Source organism: Paenibacillus albidus, from assembly GCF_014644435.1.
Lineage (GTDB): Bacteria > Bacillota > Bacilli > Paenibacillales > Paenibacillaceae > Paenibacillus_AQ > Paenibacillus_AQ albidus.
The window spans coordinates 1-19,874 of sequence record NZ_BMKR01000039.1 but is presented as its reverse complement, the minus strand read 5'-3'; the positions used below and the strand labels follow the sequence as shown (position 1 = coordinate 19,874).

Here is a 19,874-nt window from a genome sequence, read left to right as displayed (position 1 = left end):
AATTGCACTTTAGGAAGAAGCGAAGAAATTAACGAAAAGAGTGAACTTACGTGAAAATAGGATTTTTTGACTCGGGGATCGGTGGACTGACGGTCCTTCGCCAAGCTATGAAGATCATGCCTGATGAAGACTACCTGTTTTATGCGGACGACCTGCATTTGCCTTACGGGGAGAAATCGAAAGAAGAGGTACGGCAGTATATTTTTGAAGCGGCCCGGTTTATCGCGAGCCAGGGGGTGGAAGCAATCGTTGTGGCCTGCAATACCGCTACCAGCGTAGCCGTGGCAGACCTTCGGCGCAGATATGATTTCCCCATCCTGGGGATTGAACCGGCGGTGAAATCAGCGGTGCAGCAAAACACGGGCGAGCGGAAAAAAGTGCTGGTCCTTGCAACGGCTTTGACCCTGAAGGAGGAGAAGTTCCAGAATCTTGTGAAAAGGGTGGACCCTGAGCAAGTGGTGGACAGTCTTCCGCTTCCGGGACTGGTTCATTATGCCGAGCAGCTGGAGTTCCGTGAAGCGGTGGTTGAGCCTTATCTGCGGGAGCAGTTCTCGTCACTGGATATGCAGCAGTATGGAACCATTGTTCTGGGCTGTACTCATTTTCCTTATTTCAAAAGCATTGTGGCAAGGCTTGCGGCATCCGATGCCGATATTATCGATGGCAGTTTGGGAACGGCCCGACATCTCAAGCGGCTGCTGGAAGCCAGAGGACCCCTGGGTAAGGGCTCCGGCAGGATTACCTTTTACAGATCCGGTCAACAAGTGGAAGATGTTGCGACCTTGTCGAGCTATAACAAATTGCTGGAGCTTGCAGATTAAATTTCATACCCGGGATTTCAGCACGCAAGTAGGCATTCGCCCACGCCCATTCCTTCCTTCAGGCATACCTTATGTTAGCCTATCTTGAAGAAGGAGTGAATGTAATGACATTTCAACCAGCACCGCTCGGCCCCTTTAATCCAATCGGGCCTTCCCCGGGTTTTCCGGGTGGACCCGGGTTTCCGGGAGGGCCGGGAGAACCGGCTTTTCCCGACTTTCCGGGGGGCTCTTTCGGCCCCGTGGGTCCGGTAGGGCCTGGCCCTGGGGGCCCCTTCTCTCCGCCAACGCTACCCCCTCCAGGTTACACTCCGCAGCTGACGGCTTATGCCGTCGATCCGGGAGCCATTAGCGGTTGTTTGTTCCGTAATACTTACATTTGGCTGAGAAACGGGGACAGCTTCTGGTTTTTCCCCATTTTTGTCGGACGCAGATCGGTAGCCGGGTTCCGCTTCTTCGGCGGAAGCTGGAGATACTATGGGGTGGATTTGAGAAGAATTACATCTTTTACCTGCTTCTAAGCCAATCTGAAGTGGACACAGACCTCGCCCTAACAACGAGGCTCTGTGTCCACGATCAGGCAACAACTAAAGCAAGCTCTTAATCAACTCTATGTTGGCATAGGAGTCTTCCGCAATCGTTTTGTCCCCATATATTCCGCTGATGCCGTTGAAGCCGGATTGGGTCCAGAATCTGACCGCCGGCCAGTTTTTGATGGCGATATGATTCATATATTCGCTTCCTGCGTAGAGCCTCAGAACCTGTGGGATCTCGTTGTCCTGCAGAAGCTGAAATTCAAGCCGGGATGAGTCTCAGCGGGCGGGCAGGCTGTTGTTCTTTATGACTCAACTTTCGGTGCGACCAAGCCTAGGTTGTAAAATTTAGCAGGTGGAAATCCTGCTTGGAAAGGCTAAAGCCAAGCCACCAATAGCGAGTCTTGGACGGCTGAGAGTAATCTCAGGCGTTAAGCGTAGACAGCCAGATCGTAGGCCTGAAAGTGATCATAGGATGGAATTCTTAATGGCCGTTTGCTGTTGGCGTCTTTGGGGATATAGACGCGACGGACCGACTGCGGATGATATTGCTTCTTTTTCAGTCGTTCTACCAAGTTCCGAGTGTTGTCCTGGGCATTCTGGTCGTATTCCACCCGCGTCACTTCATTCACTCCCGTTGCCTTTGAGCCATCCAATTCATGATGACATTGCAGCAGCAGTTCTTCATTCAGCAGATGATACAGGGATGTGAAGGACCCTTTTGGTTTTGCTCTTGCCAATTCTGCTATTCTTGCCAGTTTTGTTTGCATCTTTTTGCCTACCCCTGTGTGTAGAAAATGTGTCCGTGTCAAGAGTGAAAATAGGTCACGGCCTTCCCTCCGCCGACATTACACCGGCTTCGTCGGTACTATACCGTGATCCGACTCCCGGTTTGTCTTCTGGTCTTTTCCTTGTGATCGGTTGTTGGACCATACTTCCTTGCTTCGGAAGAACAAGCCGGGTCTCCCAAGTTGCTATGAAATCATTGTATAACATGCCTGGCTCTTCGACCCCGGGGAAGCCCGGTCTCTCTTGCCTATAACGTCTTTCCAAGCAGGATTTCACCTGCTAAATTTCATAACCTATGCTTGGTCGCACCGAAAGTTGAGTTATAAAAATGAACTTCAAATTATTGTTAGTGAAATAGAGTCTAAAAAACTGAACAACTTGACATTAAAAACAAACTTGTATTGATTCAACGAATGGAGGAGAAAATAAACAATTTTAAACTGCAGTACTCTATGTTCTTGAGTAATTGTTCGGATGAAATTAGTAAGCTAGATTTAGACATTGGTAAAATTGTAACTTTCACTGTGGATGTTTCTTCTTTGAAAAGTATGCAGACTGAACTTCTTGTCAAGGATGAATCACTTTCACATGAATTGAGTGAAACTGACAGGGGAGTTTACTCAAGAAAAAAGAAACTTTAGAGTCGATAATAAAGGTGAATCAAGGTAAGATAGACGAACCAAATCAACGTTACCACTTATATAAAAAACATTAGGGGAATGGGAGCTTAAACAAGTAGAAGTAAAGGGTGAAATCGAAAAATTAAATCAATATGTTAAATTTATATTTCCGCTTTTCTTTAAATTGTAGCCCTGCCTATTTTTATTATATTCCACCGTGTGCTGCACCCCGCCCTTTACTGTAAGCAGATTGTCAAATTCACCATCTTGGCGGAGACACGGACATCCAATCGTCACCGAGGAAGGGAACGGTTATCACGATCAGTCTGCCGCTCGGCAAATAGGCGCATACCCATGTTTGAGAAAATTAAATCGTGCTGCCCGGCGATCCTTGGGAGCTACGGTGACGCTTTTGGTCGCCATTTCCAGGGGAGGAGCAAAGCGATGAACGAACAAGCAGCGGCAATCAAAGTAATTCTGCTGGTGATCATCCGCTCGTAATGTAAGGTAAAGGGATTCGAGCTGGGGCTGCTCGGTTCGCTGCGTGAAGCCTCTTCTCCCCGACTAAAGTCGAGTTATTTGTATGAAAAAAACTATGTTCAGGTCGGGTTTCTTACGGTCAGGCTTTCAGTATAATGAACTTGACTTAATATTTCGTTATGCCAAGGAGGATGAAAAAGCTTGAAAGCTATTCGCTTAAACGTAATGTGTAAACTAGCACTGACTGCGGTAATCCTGTTTGTCTTCACCATGGGGGGAACCGCCTTTGCGCAAACTCCGTCTTCCCCGGCACAGCTTCCCGGACCTGCGGACCCCAAAGAAGTGGAATCATTCCTCGATCAATTTTTCGCCCGGGAGGACATCATGAAGAAAGCCGGCGCTGTATCCGTTGCTGTCGTGAAGGAAGGTCAGGTTCTTGCCAACAAAGGATACGGAATAGCGAATAAAAGCTCCGGCCTGCCGGTCGATCCGGATCAAACCGTTTTCCGAATCGCTTCCGTTTCCAAAGTGTTTACTGCCGTCGCTGCAATGCAGTTGGTCGATCAAGGCAAAATTTCATTGAAAGACAATATCGAGAAGTATTTGGACGGTTATAAAGTGCGCAATCCTTTCGGCACCCCGGTCACCGTTTCGGATCTGCTCGCCCATGCCTCCGGCTTTGAAGTGCGGGACCCTGACAGCGACAGCATCGTGTTCGATCCTTCGGTCCAGCCTCCATCGCTGGAAAAGGAGATTTTCAAAAACTTCCCTCCGGTGCTCCGCAAGCCTGGCGAGTCTTACATGTACGACAATTTTGCTTACTCACTGCTGGCCTACATTGTTCAAAAGGTTAGCGGAGAGGAGTTCACGCAGTATACGGAAAAACATATCTTCGAACCGCTCGGCATGACTTCAACCAGCTTCGCGCTGTCTGACAAGCTAAAGAGCAGACTGGCCTCCACCTACGATTCGTCAGGAAATGAGCTGCCCGTATATCGCTTGTCTTCCAAAGAGGCGCCTGCCGGAAGCATGATTGCCACCACTGGAGACATGGCCCGCTTCATGAGCGCTTTCCTGACCGGAGCTCCGGCCAAGGATGGCAAGCCCCTGCTGTCACCAGCTTCAATCACCGCCATGTCCAGCTACCAGTTGGCGATTCAGGAACAGGTACCGGATACTACCTATGGCTTCGAAGCGGGAGCATATTTGTCTGAGAAGACGAACGGGCAATTTGTCATTGCCAAAGGCGGCGACATTCTCGGATTCAGTTCTCTCCTTTGGCTGCTTCCTCAGCAAAAAGTCGGCGTCTTCATCACTTATAACACCAGCGCCAATATTCGCGATGACTTGTTTTCGGCTTTCATGGATCATTACTATCCGGGTAAAACCTCCTTTGGCCCTTCGGCGTTTTCCCCTCAGCCGACAGCGAAATTGGAGCAATTGGGCGGTATTTACTCCGACTTGAGATCGAGTTCTTTGCTTATGAAAATCAAGGCAACCGGGAACGGCACCCTGGAGGGAAGTGGAAGCTTCGGCCATCATCAGTTCAAGCAGGTGGATCAATATGTGTTTGTTGATGAAGCCGGCAAACCGTTGGCTTTCAAAACGGATGCCCAAGGCAAAGTGACATACCTCAAATATGTGAACGTCAGCTATTCGGCCAAGTTGCCCGCTGCCGCAGGTTTCCCGGATATCCCGGCTAATCATCCGTATGCCGGTTACATTTATCCTCTGCAAACGATAAAGCTTCTGACGGAAGATGCATCCAAACCGTTTCAGCCGCTATCAACGGTTAGCCGGGGGCAATTTCTGCATGATATCCTTCAGCAGTTCAACGTTCCGGCTTCTGCTCAGCCTGCACCCTTTAAAGATATCCTTTCATCTCCCTACAAAACGGACATCCAGACAGCGGTGGCGCTTGGTCTCGCAGCGGGAGCGGGCAAAGACCGGTTTGAACCGGAACGCGCTATTTTGCGGCAAGAGGCTGCGGTGATAATCACCCGGTTATTAAAGGCGTCCAATGTTCCAGTTCCTCCGGGAAAAAATAATTTGGCGCCGGGTACGGACGCATGGGCTGTGTCTGCCGTACAAAACGTTCTTAACATGAAGCTGTACGGGCCCGAGGTGTTAGTGGAAAACGGCCAAATCGACTACGGCTCTACACGCCCGTTGAACAAACAAGAGTTTGCCGCCATCCGGCTGCTGCTTGTTGCTCCTATCGAGTGATCTCCTTATAGTCTTGCTATACACAAACGCTACTGACGCGCTGTTGTCAGTAGCGTTTTAACATTTTTTTAGCTTAGCACGTCGTCGAGACGAGCTTCCGGTCATGAATGCTGCTTCGCTATCCGAATCGTGCTATGGATAGGAGCGAGAGATTAATGGTCTGTATCATAGACCGAAAAGGAGAGGATCAGGAAAAAGAGAATAGGAATTGCCCTGTTAGCGCTCATTGTTCTGGGGATTGCGGCCGTGTACATCGGAAGGCTACGACTATATTATCGAAACGGATCGAGAGCATGTCATTCTTTACAATTATACGAAGGATAGCCTGCTTCCCTTCGCCTATGGTCATATGGATGAAAGGTGCTCTTTACATCGAAAAAATTCCCCGACACTTCAGCAGCGCCGGCTTCCCGCGCGCTCTCTGCGGCCCTTTTGCGCCAGCTGATAGTTGGTTCCTGTAGCACTGTAGTAGATGACGGCCTGATAAAAATGTTAATCTGTTAGCTACTATTCATAGTTTCGATGATTTTATAAATAGATTAATCGCCTTCTGGGAGTGAATTTCCAAATATCGAAAAATGCTGCGGCGATGGCTTGGCATTGAGATTCGGTTTTTCAGTAATTCGCCTGTTTCGTTACCGTCTTGCGTACGCGAGGCCTCGGCTCCTTCCTATGAGTGAAATGACCATTTTCGTGGCGCACGAAAATGGTCATCTGGATGTTATCTCCCCGCTTGATGCGCTCCGATATCCGGGGCTGTCCCGGTCGGGAGCGGGTTGTTATAGAAATCCCTGACGTTGTTCCACGCATCCGGAATGATGATTCCCTTGCCGATGGCCGGCGATTTCGGGCGCAGCTTGTAGCCGTCTACCGTATCCAGGCCTTCTCCGCCCGAACCGGCAGCGACAAGCGCAGGATCGGCCTGGATGGCGTGTGCGTCTGCGGCAGAAGGAGCGTGGGAATAAAGGTTGTTGTCATAAACAGCACCGACGTTTACCGGATAGGAGCCGGCCGGAGCCTGAAAAATATTGTTGTAGAAGGCCAATCCGGCAACATCGCCTTTTAACTGCAAGGCCATCGTCCCTTTATTGTAGTAGAAGATGTTGTTGTATACTTTCACCGGGAAGGTGATGCCGCCAAACGGATGAACCTCAAACAGACGGTCGCCTACTAGGGTGGATTGCCCGCTGTTGCCGTCATTCTGGCTGATATTGTAACGGATAATCGCCTCTTTGAAATCTCCCACCTCCTCCCCCATTACGATGCTGCCCATAAAGAGGACAAAGCCGCCTTCATTGTCATGAGTATAGTTGTACTGGAAAATATGCGTACCACCGTTGGTATGGTCGATATCGAAGGCCTGGGAATCCATATCTCTACCCTCGCCGGGATTTGTGCCCTTCGTATAAGCTATCTCGTTAAACTGCCAAACGGTATCGATACTTTGCTGGGGAAAAGCAGCCGCTATGAAGGATGCTTCATAATTGCGAGTGTTATGGCCTACATAGTAGATGTTATTGTATTCGATCAGCGCTTTGTTCCACCCCACAACCCGGATGGCGTCACAGCCAGTGTTCTGGATAAGGTTGCGGCTCACCTTCAGATCGTAATTAATATTTTCCGGATGATTCAAGTTTTTGGCTGTCTGGCTCCCCGTAATGCCCCGCACCGTTATATCCTTGATCCGGTTCCTGGTGATCTCCATTTGCTCAAAGCGGGCCTGTGAGTCAGTAGAGTCGGTGAAGATTGCCGCGCTTTTATGCCGCTCATTTTGGGTCACATAACCTTCAATCTTGTAAAGCTTATTGTTCCGAATAGTGATTCCCCGGTAGACGCCGGGCTTGTCGGCCACAATATAGATACCTCTCGCCCACCTCTCCAGATTGCTGGACGGGTTCGTAATCGCCAGGCCTTCCACCGTAACGTAGGACATGTTTTGCAGAACTACCGCATCGATCTCTCCTTTCGCATCAATCAGGGGCAGCGCGTCTCCCGGACCGTAGTTGCCGACAATGATGCGGTTGCTTTCGGTCCCCGAGCCTTTCAGTTTCAACGTGCCTTGCCATGTGCCGCCTTTTTTGAGGCGCATCTGATCTCCCGGTTTCAGAGTCAGTTTATTCACGTTCACCAGCGTCTTCCAGGCAGTACCCTCGCTTTTGCCATTATTGGTGTCCTTGCCTTCGGCTGAATCCACATAATAAGTAACCGGTGCCGCCGACACCTCGCTCGCCGCCGCATCTTCCCCGGTCACAACTTGCTCTGGGGCAGCTTGCTCCGCTGCAACTTGCTCCGATACAGCTTCAGCAGATGTCCCGGACAACGGAGCAAACAAGGTCAAGATCATAAGCCCTGCCGCCAAAAGCAACGAATGTACTGCGCGTGTACCTGTCCTCATACCAAAATCCCCCTTTCAAGATAAATTGGCTTTTCTAGTAGATATATAAGAGCCTCGTTAAGGAGTCCCTTTATTCTCTTATATCCCAAAAAAAGCAACTATTTTCTTTATATCGGAAAATTGGCTGTTTATTTTAATTTGAGATGTTGCGCTTCGAGTTTCATGCGAATATGCCTTACCTGAAAAAATAGCGCCGCCTTACCCGCGCCACTGCTTTTTAACTTCTTCAAATCACGAAATTTTTTGGTCCTCAACTTTCGCAGCATGAAATCGGCAAACAAGCCTTGATGTAACTGGGCAGAGCAGCGATCCAAAGCTGGAGATGACATTGAATGAGAGCGGACAGCCTTTTGCCCGCCTTCGTCGCGATTTGGTTCGCCAGGTCGAGCAACTGTTGCTAAGCAAGGGTCCAGTCCAACGTTCCGACTTCATCGCACAGTTCATAAAACAAGCCGCCCAGCAAGCGAACATCGGTGCTTTGACGATGCTGCCAGGCCAGCACGATGTAACGTGAAAACACAATGGTTGTGTGACTAATGAGCAGGTCGTAGGACCGACCTTGAAATTCTTTTTGCAGACGCAGCAACGACTTGGTGCACTTGAAAAAGACCTCAATGTCACAGCGGATCGCGTAAATGCGGATAATGTCTTCCACAGAAAGCGTAAGATCTGTGGTCAGGATGGCCAGCCATTCTTTTTTCTTCGTACGATGACGGACGAATACCACTTGAACCGGGATTCCGCAAGCCAGCTCAGTTCGAATCAACCTCAAGATGCCTCGCTGCTTGCCAACCTTCGGTCTAAGCAGGTACTTCCCCTGCCAATTCAGATACAGAATTCGACTGTCAAAGACTGTCGTTTGCTTTTTATTGAGCATTTCTGCTCAGGTTGTAGCAAGAACAACGCGCGCGAACCAGCTATCCATGAGTACGTAAGCCGCAGAAACCCCGGAAGCGATGGCCCGATCCAGCAGTTCGGAAACCAGATGTGGGGCAGAATGAAAAGCTTCCTTCCGGCGTTTGTAACCGCAGGAGCGCTTGTCGATTCCTGGATTCATGCCGGTGAGTCCGGCCTTCACGGAACTTAGTAAGGTGAAGTCCAGGGGAAGAAACGTATGACCGTCAGACCAGCCCAAGGTCAGCATGCGAAACCATTTATAGTAAGCACCCGTCGCATGATCCTTGAAGCGGGCTAACCATTCCACGGCCTAAGCGAAGACAAGAAGCGCCTCCAGGCGAATCCGCTATGATTGAGAAACCGGTAGACGGCGTCTTTGCCGGGAAAGGCTTCACCTTTGGCGCTTTCGAGCAGGCGAAACCAATTCTTCTGGTGAAAGAGCAGAACAAAAACGAGCATGAACAGGTGGGAGCAAGTATAGCCGAACTTTTTTTTGAAGTCTGATTTCCTTCTTTATTCTAAATAAATCACTGGATCAGCTCCAGAGCTTCCTCCAGGGTAACCAGCTTGGCGTCTCCCGTCCGCATATCCTTTAACTGCAGCTTGTCCTGGCTGACTTCATGGTCCCCGATCAGGATGACATAGGGAATGCCTTTCGAAGAAGCGGCAGCGAGCATCTTTTTGAGCTTGCGCCTGCTGGTGTCCAAAGAGGTCTGGATGTTGCCCGAACGCAGCTTCGCTGCTGTCAGCAAAGCTTGCGGGAGTGTTGCGCCAAGCGGAATAATCATCACGGAGGCGGCAGCAGGCTCCAGAGTACGCTGACCGAGCAGCGCCATCAGCGACTCCATTCCAAAAGACAACCCGACCGCACTATAGGCGATATCCGCCCGCCCGACCAATTGCCCGATAATAGCGTCATAACGCCCTCCACCGCCCAGGCTCGAAGTATACGAGCCGGAAGCGTCAAAGATTTCGTAGACTGTGCCTGTATAGAAGGAAAGTCCACGGGAGAGGAAGGGGTCAAACCTGCAGATGCCTTCAAGCCCGATATCCCGAAGCAGCTGCTGCAAGGCCAGAACTTCAAGTGCCCCCGGCTGCTGTGCCAGGTTAAATTTCCCGCAAAGCTGCTCGAAGGACGGATTCTCCATTTCGATCCATTCCATCATCGAGCCGATGACAGCTGCCGGGAGTCCTTTATCGGCCAGTTCGCGGCTAACCCCGGCGCTGCCGATCTTGGCGAGCTTATCCAGGGTGAGCATCACCGACAGCTGTTCTTCCGGCGGCACTCCGGCCGCCCCAAGCAGTTCGCCCAGGAAACGCCGGTTGTTCCATTTGACAACCACCGGCAGCCCCAGCCTTCCGAAGACCTCGGCGGCCAGCTGCATCAGCTCCGCTTCGGCCTCCGGCCCGGCGATGCCGACCACATCGGCGTCGCATTGCAGGAATTCACGCAGCCGTCCCCGCTTCACCGGACCGTCGCGGAACACTTTTCCCATCTCATAACGTTTGTACGGGAATTCTATTCCCGGATTCAGGGCAATGACCTTGGCAAAAGGGATGGTCAGATCATAACGCAGTCCGAGGCTGCGGCCGCCCTGATCGGTTAACTGGTACATCTCCTTGAGAATTTCATCGCCGCCCGCATATTTGGAGGCCAGCAGCTCCTGTTCATTCAACAGGGTCGTGTCCATCGACTCAAAATCATAAAGCTTGAACAGCTCCTGCAGTGTAGCCTGAATGTGCTGGCGGACCGCCTGCTCTTTACCGAAATAATCATAGGTTCCTTTTACGTTCTGCATCTGCGGCAGCTCCTTTGTATTTGGCATAGGGACAATAAAAAACGCGCCGGACCTCTTGGTCCTGCGCGTTCGTATGCCGCAGGGAGGCAAAGCGCGTGAAGCGCCAGCCCGCCCTGATGTACAATCAGGAGTGCTGACGCTTTTGGTGATGATGAAGCTGATTCTGCAGGTTATTCGAAATATTCATTTAGAATCAACTCCCTTTTTTCAAGTTAAAGCCGATTATAGCGGATCAGAGAGCAGGGTGCAAGCGGGAATTTACAGAAGCCTCCAGCTGAAGGTTGCAAATATTGATTTATCACCTAATCAAATGATAGAATTAACTATCAAATAATCATTGCGAGTATCGTTGAGGAGGGAAGGACATGTTGATTCGGAGTGTGTTGGGGAATATTACTTTTTCCAAAGCAGTTGTTTCCAAAATCATCAGCAAAACGGTTATTGCAACCGCTGGAGTTGCAGCAATGTCAACCGGGCTTATCAAAGGATTGGCCCAAAAGGTGACCGGTAATAGTCTTATGAGCGGGATCGAACTGACAACGGATGATACAGGGCTGAACATCAGCTTAAGCATCACGGTTCATTACGGTGTCAGAATGCAGGAAGTATGCAAGGAATTGCAGCAGAACATAAGAGCTTCCCTGGAGAAATTCACAGGACTTCCGATTGACGTTATTCATGTCAAAGTTGAAGGGATCGCATTGTCAGGCAACTGATCTATAAACAAAAGGAGTGTCCAACTATCATGAAGGAAATCTCTATTGTAAAAGCTGATCCCCATTCTTTGGTTGGGTCCAGGCTGAATCAAATGGCACTGGAATATATGGCCTATACTCTTGCCGGATCGGAAAAGAAAAACATTGTATCAAGCACATTCCGCAAGCTTTGGAAGTGGGACGGCAACCGGTTCAGCCACCAGTATGCCTTTGAAGCGAGAAAGGGAGAGCAGACACTCGGAATGATCACCTGCTACCCGGTTCCTGTGTTAAACCGTCTCGCCTGGCCTACCTTCAAGCAATTGCTCTCCTATCGGAAGCTGGCCCTTATCGGGTACAATCTGTCCAATCTTAAATCGCTTTATTCCATGATTACTATGAAAGAGGGACATGAGGACGAATTTCATATCGGAACGATAGCCGCCTTGCCTGCAAGCAGAGGACTTGGTGTAGGTTCCGAGCTGCTCAAATTTGCCGAAAAGCAAGCTGTCCAGCACGGCTTCAGCAAGTGTTCCCTGACGGTAAAAAAAGAAAATCTGCTTGCGCGCAAGCTGTATGAACGGATTGGCTATCAGATTACAGGCGAGATCAACAAACCTGCGTTCTCCATGTACAGAATGGCCAAAACTGTGGAATAACAGAACTGGCTGAAACTTATTCATGAAGAAAGGTAATGCTGAATTGGAAACTCTGTTCCGTGGAAGATTATAAAAGATCTGATCAGGGTAACAAAGGTTATTCCAATACTATAAACCCATTACCGGAGGTTTGAGCATGACACTAACGACCAGCTCCCCCGAGGCAGCGATTCTGGGGATTGGAACGGCACTGCCCGTCCATTCCATTTCACAGCAGGACGTCGCGGATTTGATTGCTTCGTCACTCACAGACAGCCCAGATCTGGCCCGTTTTGCAAGGAGGATCTTCAAATCCTGTGGCGTGGAGACACGTTTCACCTGTGATTCCAGCTTCTTGGGTCCTCCGGAAGAATGCCGTTATTTGCCTTCCGGGGATCCATCGAACGTCCCGACAACCAGGGAACGCATGAATAAATATCAGCAAGAAGCGCTCCCGCTCGGAGCCATCGCTGCCGGTAAAGCCTTGAAGGATGCTGGTATTTCTCCTGACCGCATTACACATCTTATTACCGTGAGCTGCACAGGTCAATACTTGCCGGGACTGGATGTCATGCTGATCCGGCAATTGGGACTGCCGCCGCGTGTCAATCGGCTGCCGCTTATTTTTCAGGGCTGTGCTGCCGGTCTTAAGGCGATCCAGATGGCACGTGATGTCGTGAAGGGAGCTCCGGGTGCCTGGGTGCTGGTGGTTTGCGTTGAGCTTTGCACGCTTCATTTTCAACCCGTGAAGGAAAGAGAAACGCTATTTGCTGCATCGTTCTTCGGCGATGGGGCATCTGCCTGTATCATCGGAAGTCCGGAAGCCCGTCATAACCCCTATCTGCGTTTGGGTTCGGGTTATTCTGTGTTGCTCCCGGATTCAGTGGAGGATATGACCTGGGAGGTGGGAGATACAGGGTATGACCTGTTTTTATCCCCCAGCATTCCGAAGCTGCTAGCCACTCATCTGCAGGAAGAGCTTGATATTTTGCTTGAGAGGGGCCAGCTTCCTGAACTTTGGGCGATACATCCAGGCGGGCGGGGTATTGTCGATTCCGTGCAGAACGTATTGAATCTGAGTGATGAACAGACCAGATACAGCAGAGAGATCTTAAGAGATGCCGGCAATCTGTCCTCCGTCACGATTATGTTTGTGCTGAATGCGATGCGTTTGGACATGATCACCCGGGAGCAAGCTTTAACCGAAGGGGTTGCCATGGCGTTTGGACCGGGTCTGACCGCAGAGCTGATGCGATTTACTTATGTTCCGGCGAACTCCCCGCCTTTCAAGGAGCAGGATCATGCCCTTTTTTAGGAAGCTGTCGGTCCGGGCGCAGGAAGAGGAGCTCATGGACGACTTTTCGATGGGGGGAGAAGAATTGAGTGAAGCGCTGCAACACTTGAGACGCCTGAACCAAATTTTCGCTGCGCCGGGTCCAACCAAAGCAGGTGTTGAAAAGCTATGGAAAGTGGCGGGTTGTCCCCGGACGCTTAGCATTCTGGATGTTGGAGCAGGTTCGGGTGACGTTAACCACAAGCTTCTGCAGTGGGCGGATCAAAAAGGCATTCGTTTGAAAGTTACACTTGTTGATCTGACGGAAGAGGCCTGTAAAGAGGCGCGGTTCCTATTCCGGAATGAACCCAGGGTTCAGGTCCGGCAGGCGGATGTCAAGGAATTGGCTGATGCCTCCGCTGATATCGTTACCGGTTCTCAGTTCGTCCATCATTTTGATGGGGACCATCTGGTGGATATTGTCTCCCATATGCGGAGAGCTTCGAAATACGGCGTGGTCATTAACGATATTCATCGGCATCCGGTATCTTATACAGCGGTATGGATTGTGACCCGATTGATTTCGCGCAACCGTTATATCCGGCATGATGGACCGCTGTCTGTCGCAAAAGGGTTTAAGAGCAGGGACTGGCAGGAATTACAGCACAGGCTTCAAGCTGAAGCGATGACTTACGCATGGAAACCATTATTCCGATATTCCGTCGTAATTCCTCACCCTAACCTTGAAAGTAAACTTTAGAAAAGGCAGGAGATCCCATATGATAAGGCAAGTGGATGCCATTGTTATAGGAGCGGGAATTGCCGGCAGCAGCAGTGCCCTTCAGCTTGCCCAAAAAGGCCACCGGACCCTTCTGCTCGACCGGCAGGCTTTCCCCCGCCACAAGACCTGCGGTGAGTTTATGTCTCCGGAGACGAGAGAAATGCTGGAGTACCTGGGCGTGAACCCCTTGGGCCTGGATGTAACACCCGGCATGATGGACAAAGCCTGTATTATTATGCCGCACGGCGGGGTGATTGAAGCTGCTTTGCCTGGGGTGGCTTTTGGCATCAGCCGTTATGAGCTGGACCGTATCCTGCATCAGAAAGCATCCGCAGCGGGAGCGGAAATTGTTACGAAAACGACGGTTACGGACATTCAGAAGCTGGACAACGATGGATATGAGGTGGAAACGCGCCAAGGAAACGGACGGATTCGGTATCGGGCCAAAGCTGTCGTTGGCGCCTATGGAGTCAAGAAGCCCCGTGGCATGGCCTTGGCGGATCACCCTCCCGATGAAACCGTATACGTTGGCGTAAAATCTCATTTCAGCGGCATTGCGGTCCCGTCACAGGTCGAGCTGTATTTTTGTGAGGGGGGTTATGTCGGATTTTCCCCGATTGAACATGGACTCGCAAATGTTGCTGCGCTATTGACCTTGGACACCGTGCAGAGCAGCGGGAAGTCTGTGCCGGACATTCTGAAGGCAGCTTCCCGCACGAACGTAAGACTGGCCCAAAGGCTGAGCGAGGGAATGCCTGTCCCCGGAACCCAGGTCTCGGTTGCCCCGGTCCGCTTGTCGGAAGTGCCCGAACCGTGGTCTGAGTTTCCGCATGTGGGTGATGCGATGCTCGTGATTCCGCCGCTCTGCGGGGACGGCATGTCCATAGCCCTGCGCTCTGCGCTGCTTCTCACCGGTTGGACCGATAAGTATTTAAAGGGAGAAATAAGCTATGCCGAATGGCAAAGCGGATACACGAACGAAGCTAACCGCGAATTTACACAGCTGCTCCGAAGAGCGAGAAGAATCCAGAAGCTGGCTTTTGCCAAAACGAACCGCCTGTATCCGGTCCTGGCCCGCATGTTTCCGGGTTTGGCTCCCTATCTGGTAAAAGCCACACGTTTATCAGAGACCGGCATGATTCGTTAATCAAAAGTACATCCCTCCCGGAACTATACCCATACGGAACCCCTTCCGTTATACTGTATAGATGTGGGATTTAACATATAATTGCCTATTTCAAAGGAGTGCGAGATGAATCATACCTTGCTGATTGAACAGACGGAAGCTTTTGTACGAGAACAACTGGGCCAGGATACCACGGGCCACGATTGGTGGCATTCGGACCGGGTCCGCAACACGGCGGCAGTGATTGCCGGGATCGAGAAGGCGGATGTGCTGATCTGCACCCTGGCGGCCTTGCTGCATGACGTTGCCGATGAGAAGCTGAACCCGTCCAAGGAAGAGGGGCTGCTCAAGGTGCGCACCTGGCTTGACTCACACCTGGACAATTCCGGACAGATTGACCATATTATGCTGATTATTGATACGATGTCCTTCAGCGGCGGCAGCGGTGCGCCCATGGCTACCCTTGAGGGACAAGTGGTGCAGGACGCCGACCGACTGGATGCGCTTGGGGCTATCGGCATTGCCCGGACGTTTGTTTTCTCAGGGGCAAAGGGCCGCCCCATGCATGACCCGGACATCGCGCCGCGCGGGGAATCCCTGCAGAAGGAATACCGCGATTACAGCAAGGGAACGGCGGTCAACCATTTTTATGAGAAGCTGCTGAAGCTTAAGGACCTGATGAATACCTCTTACGGGCGCAAGCTGGCGGAGGAGCGGCATCAGTTCATGCTTGGATTTCTGGACCAATTCTATAAGGAATGGAATGCGGATGGCGAATAACTGTTATACTTATACCATGCACAAGATGAAGGAACGCGGAGATTCCGCCAGAACCGGAACAATCAGCATAGAAGAGGTTGAATGATGAGTGAAGTGACATTTAGAGAATATGAGTTGAACGAAGAGATTATCAGAGCGCTGGATGCGCTGAAGTATGAGGTGCCGACCGAGGTGCAGCGCAAGGTGATCCCTGTAGCCCTGCGCCGGCAGGATCTGATTGTGAAGTCGCAGACCGGCAGCGGAAAGACGGCGTCATTCGGCATTCCGGTCTGCGAGCTGGTGGATTGGGCGGAGAACAAGCCGCAGGCGCTGATCCTGACCCCGACCCGGGAGCTGGCCGCGCAGGTCAAGGAAGATATCACCAACATCGGCCGCTTCAAGCGGATCAAGGCCGTAGCCCTGGTCGGCAAGTCGCCTTTTGCCCCGCAGAAGATTGAGCTTACCCAAAAAACACATGTTGTCGTAGGTACGCCTGGGCGTGTGTTTGACCATATTGAGCGGGGTTCACTGCCGCTGAACCGCCTGCAATATCTCGTGATTGACGAGGCCGATGAAATGCTGAGCATGGGCTTTATCGAACAGATCGAGAAGATTATCAAGAGGCTGCCCAAAGAGCGGGTGACGATGCTCTTCTCGGCGACACTGCCGGAAGCGGTGAAGAACCTGTGCCGCAAATACATGAACGCACCCGAAGATATCGAAATTCAGGCGAGCGGGATTACTACGGCTACCATTGAGCATGCGCTGATTGAAGTGAGACAAGCTGCCAAGTTCTCGCTGTTAAGCGACATCCTTACGGTGGAGAACCCGGACAGCTGCATAATCTTCTGCCGGACCCAGGAGCAGGTGAATGATTTGTTCCGCGGTCTGGCCGATCTGGACTATCCCTGCGACAAGATCCACGGCGGGATGGAACAGGATGAGCGGTTTGAGGTTATGAATGCTTTCAAAAGAGGCCAGTTCCGCTATCTGATCGCCACCGACGTAGCCGCGCGCGGGATTGATATCGAGAATATTACCCATGTCATCAACTACGATATTCCGCTGGAAAAAGAAAGCTACGTGCACCGCACGGGCCGTACCGCACGCGCAGGCAAAACGGGCAAGGCGATTACGTTCGTGACTCCGAACGAGCATAAATGGGTTGCGGACATCGAGGACTATATCGGCTTCAGCATTCCGGTGATGAAGGAGCCTTCGGAGGATGCGGTCGCTTTTGCCAAGGGCGCTTTTGAACAGAAGATCAACAAGCAGCCTGTCCGCAAGAAGGACAAAAGCGAAAGTCTGAGCCAGGATATTATGAAGCTATACTTCAACGGAGGCAAGAAAAAGAAGCTCCGAGCCGTCGATTTCGTCGGCACCCTGGCCAAACTTCCCGGCATCACGGCAGAGGATATCGGGATCATCACGATCCAGGACAACGTCTCCTACGTGGATATTCTGAACGGCAAAGGTCCGCAGGTGCTGCAAGCAATGAAGGACACAACCGTGAAGGGCAAGCTGCTGAAAGTGCATATCGCGAAAAAGTAAAGGAACTTAAGGGTTGAAGACATCCGGGATATCATGCAGGGTTTCGGACACGGAGAATCCTGCTGCAGGCGCCTCATGACAATAATGGACAACCATCCTAAGCCCCGGACTCCTATGGAGACCGGGGCTTATGGGTTATGGGGCTGCTTCCTTTGATCCCGTTAATTGGAATTTCTCCATCTACATTTGAGATCCGCTCTGGCTTTGACCCTTTCACGGGAATGTTCGACGAGGTAAACACCAAAGGCGGGGAAATTGCTGGGCAAGTCTGCCAGACACAGCGGGTGGACCGCCGGTATTATTATATGTATTTATTAATATTGAAAACTAATTGCCGGGTAGTTGGATGCCGCGCCAGCCGCTTACATTGCATTGGCCTTCATTATTTCGCCCCACAGCAATCACAGTGCCGTCCGATTTAAGGCCGATGGTATGATGACTACCCGCCGCTATCGCCACAATACCACGCCAGCCACTTACATTGCATTGGCCATCATTATTTCGACCCACAGCAACCACCGTGCCGTCCGATTTAAGACCGGCGGTATGGAGGTAACCCGCCGCTGCCGCCACTATGTCGTGCCAGCCGCTTACATTGGATTGGCCATACCGATTATTACCCACAATCGTCACTGTGCCGTCCGATTTAAGCAGGGCGGTATGCCAGTCACCCGCCGCAACCGCCACCATACCACGCCAGCCGCTTACATTGCATTGGCCTTCATTATTCCGGCCCACTGCAACCACCGTGCCATCCGATTTAAGCCCGACGGTACGACGCCAACCCGCCGCAACCGCCACCATATCACGCCAGCCGCTTACATCGCATTGGTCATACTTATTCCAACCCACAGCTACCACTGTGCCGTCCGATTTAAGCCCGACTGTATGAGCATTACCCGTATGTGCATTACCCGCCGCAACCGCCACCATATCGCACCAGCTGCTTACATCACATTGGCCATATTTATTATCACCCACAGCTGTCACCGTGCCGTCCGAATTAAGCAGGGCGGTATGACGATAACCCGCCGCTATGGTATCTTTGGGCCACCGTTTCACCATTAACTCCGGAATGATTTGCACATGGTCTCCCCCTTTTAAAAAACTACATCAATTCAATAAACGGACCTTCATTAACTCACCAGGATAACCCATTAACTCCTTCGCATGTTCAGACCCAGTAAGGGAAGACAAAGGCGTTCTTAAGGCCATTCTTACCAGCTTCATCTGTTCCAGATGGGTATCGGTATAGACCCTGTAGCCATTTCTCGTAGAGCATAACCGTGACTACTTGCAAAAGAAATCAACGCAACTTGTCAAAAACCACGACATCATTGCGATTGAGGATTTACAGGTAGCCAATATGGTCAAGAATCCTAAGTTAGCCAAGGTAATTAGTGAGGATTCCTGGTCGATGTTTCGCTCCATGCTAGAGTACAAAGCGAAGTGGTATGGTCGCATAGTTGTGGCTGTGGGTAAAACATTCGCATCTTCACAGCTATGCTCCTGCTGTGGCTACAAGCACAAAGAGGTAAAAGACTTAAAGTTGCGTGAATGGGACTGCCCGGAATGTGGAGCACACCATGACCGAGACTTTAACGCAAGCCTGAACATTCTTGCCGAAGGCAAAAGACTTCTTGGGGTGTAATCCTTACACGAACTGTCGGAACGACAGGGTTAGCTTGGTACATTTCTCTTCGTTAGAAGGGACTACCCAAGAATCTCGTGACTTTAGTCATGAGAGGTTCAAAACCCATTATAACATGCGGGAAAAACCTTGGTGCAACAGTGGAGGTTTGGCTATAGGTTAGGGGCGTATGGGTACATGCCGTCAAGTCCAACTAAGCACTTTTCGATAAATAAGAATGAATACTTTCTCGCTAAAAATGGTTTGCTTGTGCTTCAATCGGTAGTTGTCGACGACTGGCGATAGAGCTTGTTGATGAACTGGAAGAACAGGTTGGCCTCGTACCGATCCATGGCATGGACATAAGGCCGTCCAGAATCATAAGCTGCGGCCGGTAAAGTAAGCGTCAAATAGCCACACAAAAAAATCCTCCCCACGATATTCTGAGGAAGATTATTTCATGACTGGTTTGGGATGTCTGAAGGCTGTTTGATATGGATTAGCGTTCGTCACCAGCCTTCGATCTGTTCTAATGTATTTAGTACCTCAGAATGGTTAAAACAAGGCTCAAACATCCATCATGATGTATTTTGTACATCCAAAGGATAGAGATAAGGCGCTTTTCGGCTAATGCTGCGGTTCCTGCTGCACTAAATACACTGAAATCCTAAAACAAGCCTACTTTTTCCCATCCTGATGTATGAAGTGCACTCTAGCGATCTCCACCCTAGGCTTACAGCGTGCTTCCCGGGAGGTAGCTTTCGAATGCGCCCTCTATTCCCGCTTTTTAAAGGCTGAGGCTGGACTAGTACCTTGACTGCATCAAATTTCAGGGTACAAATGTTTCAATTTGCCTCTGGCCTG

General features: G+C 50.7%; 19 protein-coding genes and 2 pseudogenes. 13 read left to right on the top strand and 8 right to left on the bottom strand.

The features are described 5' to 3' along the window. The first annotated feature begins 50 nt into the window (after positions 1-50). The gene (murI, locus tag IEY53_RS28495) at positions 51-821 is read left to right on the top strand and encodes a glutamate racemase (protein ID WP_189031002.1); all 771 of its coding nucleotides are present in this window, start codon (positions 51-53) and stop codon (positions 819-821) included. 104 nt (positions 822-925) lie between these two features. Continuing rightward, positions 926-1,339 (top strand): collagen-like protein, encoded by a 414-nt coding sequence (locus IEY53_RS28490; RefSeq protein ID WP_189031000.1) that lies wholly within the window; start codon positions 926-928, stop codon positions 1,337-1,339. Positions 1,340-1,405: 66 nt separating this feature from the next. Here IEY53_RS28490 and IEY53_RS28485 read toward each other — a convergent pair whose 3' ends face one another. Then, positions 1,406-1,549, bottom strand: a complete 144-nt coding sequence (locus IEY53_RS28485; RefSeq protein WP_189030998.1) for a hypothetical protein — start codon at positions 1,547-1,549, stop codon at positions 1,406-1,408. Between the two features lie 233 nt (positions 1,550-1,782). Continuing rightward, positions 1,783-2,121, bottom strand: coding sequence for a reverse transcriptase family protein (locus IEY53_RS28480; protein WP_189030997.1), 339 nt, complete (start codon positions 2,119-2,121; stop codon positions 1,783-1,785). Positions 2,122-3,114: 993 nt separating this feature from the next. Between IEY53_RS28480 and IEY53_RS28475 the strand changes: the two genes are divergently transcribed. Both IEY53_RS28475 and IEY53_RS28470 read left to right on the top strand, forming a co-directional pair. After that, positions 3,115-3,261, top strand: a complete 147-nt coding sequence (locus IEY53_RS28475; RefSeq protein ID WP_189030996.1) for a hypothetical protein — start codon at positions 3,115-3,117, stop codon at positions 3,259-3,261. A 204-nt stretch (positions 3,262-3,465) separates the two neighbouring features. Continuing rightward, positions 3,466-5,466: a serine hydrolase domain-containing protein gene (locus IEY53_RS28470; RefSeq protein ID WP_189030995.1), complete on the top strand. Its 2,001-nt coding sequence runs from the start codon at positions 3,466-3,468 to the stop codon at positions 5,464-5,466. A 721-nt stretch (positions 5,467-6,187) separates the two neighbouring features. Here the strand turns inward: IEY53_RS28470 and IEY53_RS28465 are convergent. The 4 genes and pseudogenes from IEY53_RS28465 to IEY53_RS28450 all read right to left on the bottom strand — a co-directional run bounded on the left by IEY53_RS28465 (position 6,188) and on the right by IEY53_RS28450 (position 10,584). After that, positions 6,188-7,861 carry a hypothetical protein gene (locus IEY53_RS28465; RefSeq protein ID WP_189030994.1) on the bottom strand — a complete coding sequence of 558 codons (1,674 nt, stop codon included), beginning with the start codon at positions 7,859-7,861 and terminating at the stop codon, positions 6,188-6,190. A gap of 128 nt (positions 7,862-7,989) precedes the next feature. Continuing rightward, positions 7,990-8,190, bottom strand: coding sequence for a hypothetical protein (locus tag IEY53_RS28460; protein ID WP_189031068.1), 201 nt, complete (start codon positions 8,188-8,190; stop codon positions 7,990-7,992). Then, positions 8,112-9,256 (bottom strand): annotated as a pseudogene (locus IEY53_RS36200) (IS4 family transposase); the annotation flags it as partial. The pseudogene IEY53_RS36200 and the gene IEY53_RS28460, both read right to left, overlap by 79 nt. Positions 9,257-9,285: 29 nt before the next feature. After that, positions 9,286-10,584 carry a histidine--tRNA ligase gene (locus tag IEY53_RS28450; protein WP_229696410.1) on the bottom strand — a complete coding sequence of 433 codons (1,299 nt, stop codon included), beginning with the start codon at positions 10,582-10,584 and terminating at the stop codon, positions 9,286-9,288. Between the two features lie 46 nt (positions 10,585-10,630). On the opposite strand from IEY53_RS28450, the gene IEY53_RS28445 reads away from it, so the two are divergent. The 8 genes from IEY53_RS28445 (at position 10,631) to IEY53_RS28410 (ending at position 17,380) form a co-directional block, all read left to right on the top strand. Continuing rightward, positions 10,631-10,891 (top strand): hypothetical protein, encoded by a 261-nt coding sequence (locus tag IEY53_RS28445; protein ID WP_189030993.1) that lies wholly within the window; start codon positions 10,631-10,633, stop codon positions 10,889-10,891. 31 nt (positions 10,892-10,922) lie between these two features. Further along, positions 10,923-11,273, top strand: coding sequence for an Asp23/Gls24 family envelope stress response protein (locus IEY53_RS28440; RefSeq protein WP_189030992.1), 351 nt, complete (start codon positions 10,923-10,925; stop codon positions 11,271-11,273). Between the two features lie 29 nt (positions 11,274-11,302). Then, positions 11,303-11,911, top strand: a complete 609-nt coding sequence (locus IEY53_RS28435; protein ID WP_189030991.1) for a GNAT family N-acetyltransferase — start codon at positions 11,303-11,305, stop codon at positions 11,909-11,911. Between the two features lie 136 nt (positions 11,912-12,047). Then, positions 12,048-13,205: a type III polyketide synthase gene (locus IEY53_RS28430; protein ID WP_189030990.1), complete on the top strand. Its 1,158-nt coding sequence runs from the start codon at positions 12,048-12,050 to the stop codon at positions 13,203-13,205. Further along, positions 13,192-13,923 (top strand): methyltransferase domain-containing protein, encoded by a 732-nt coding sequence (locus tag IEY53_RS28425; RefSeq protein ID WP_189030988.1) that lies wholly within the window; start codon positions 13,192-13,194, stop codon positions 13,921-13,923. The genes IEY53_RS28430 and IEY53_RS28425 overlap by 14 nt, the downstream gene beginning before the upstream one ends. 19 nt (positions 13,924-13,942) lie before the next feature. Further along, entirely contained in the window at positions 13,943-15,091 is a 1,149-nt protein-coding gene (locus IEY53_RS28420; RefSeq protein WP_189030986.1) for an NAD(P)/FAD-dependent oxidoreductase, read from the top strand. A 105-nt stretch (positions 15,092-15,196) separates the two neighbouring features. Continuing rightward, a complete protein-coding gene (locus IEY53_RS28415; RefSeq protein ID WP_189030984.1) occupies positions 15,197-15,850 on the top strand; it encodes an HD domain-containing protein in 654 nt (217 codons plus the stop codon). A gap of 84 nt (positions 15,851-15,934) precedes the next feature. Beyond that, complete coding sequence (locus IEY53_RS28410; RefSeq protein ID WP_189030982.1) at positions 15,935-17,380, top strand: DEAD/DEAH box helicase; 1,446 nt, start codon at positions 15,935-15,937, stop codon at positions 17,378-17,380. A gap of 327 nt (positions 17,381-17,707) precedes the next feature. Here IEY53_RS28410 and IEY53_RS28405 read toward each other — a convergent pair whose 3' ends face one another. Continuing rightward, positions 17,708-18,445, bottom strand: coding sequence for an RCC1 domain-containing protein (locus tag IEY53_RS28405; protein ID WP_189031056.1), 738 nt, complete (start codon positions 18,443-18,445; stop codon positions 17,708-17,710). Between the two features lie 202 nt (positions 18,446-18,647). Here IEY53_RS28405 and IEY53_RS28400 point away from each other — a divergent pair. Further along, a pseudogene (locus IEY53_RS28400) lies at positions 18,648-19,031 on the top strand (RNA-guided endonuclease TnpB family protein); the annotation flags it as partial. A gap of 254 nt (positions 19,032-19,285) precedes the next feature. Here IEY53_RS28400 and IEY53_RS28395 read toward each other — a convergent pair. Beyond that, positions 19,286-19,432 (bottom strand): hypothetical protein, encoded by a 147-nt coding sequence (locus IEY53_RS28395; protein WP_189030980.1) that lies wholly within the window; start codon positions 19,430-19,432, stop codon positions 19,286-19,288. Between the last annotated feature and the right edge of the window lie 442 nt (positions 19,433-19,874).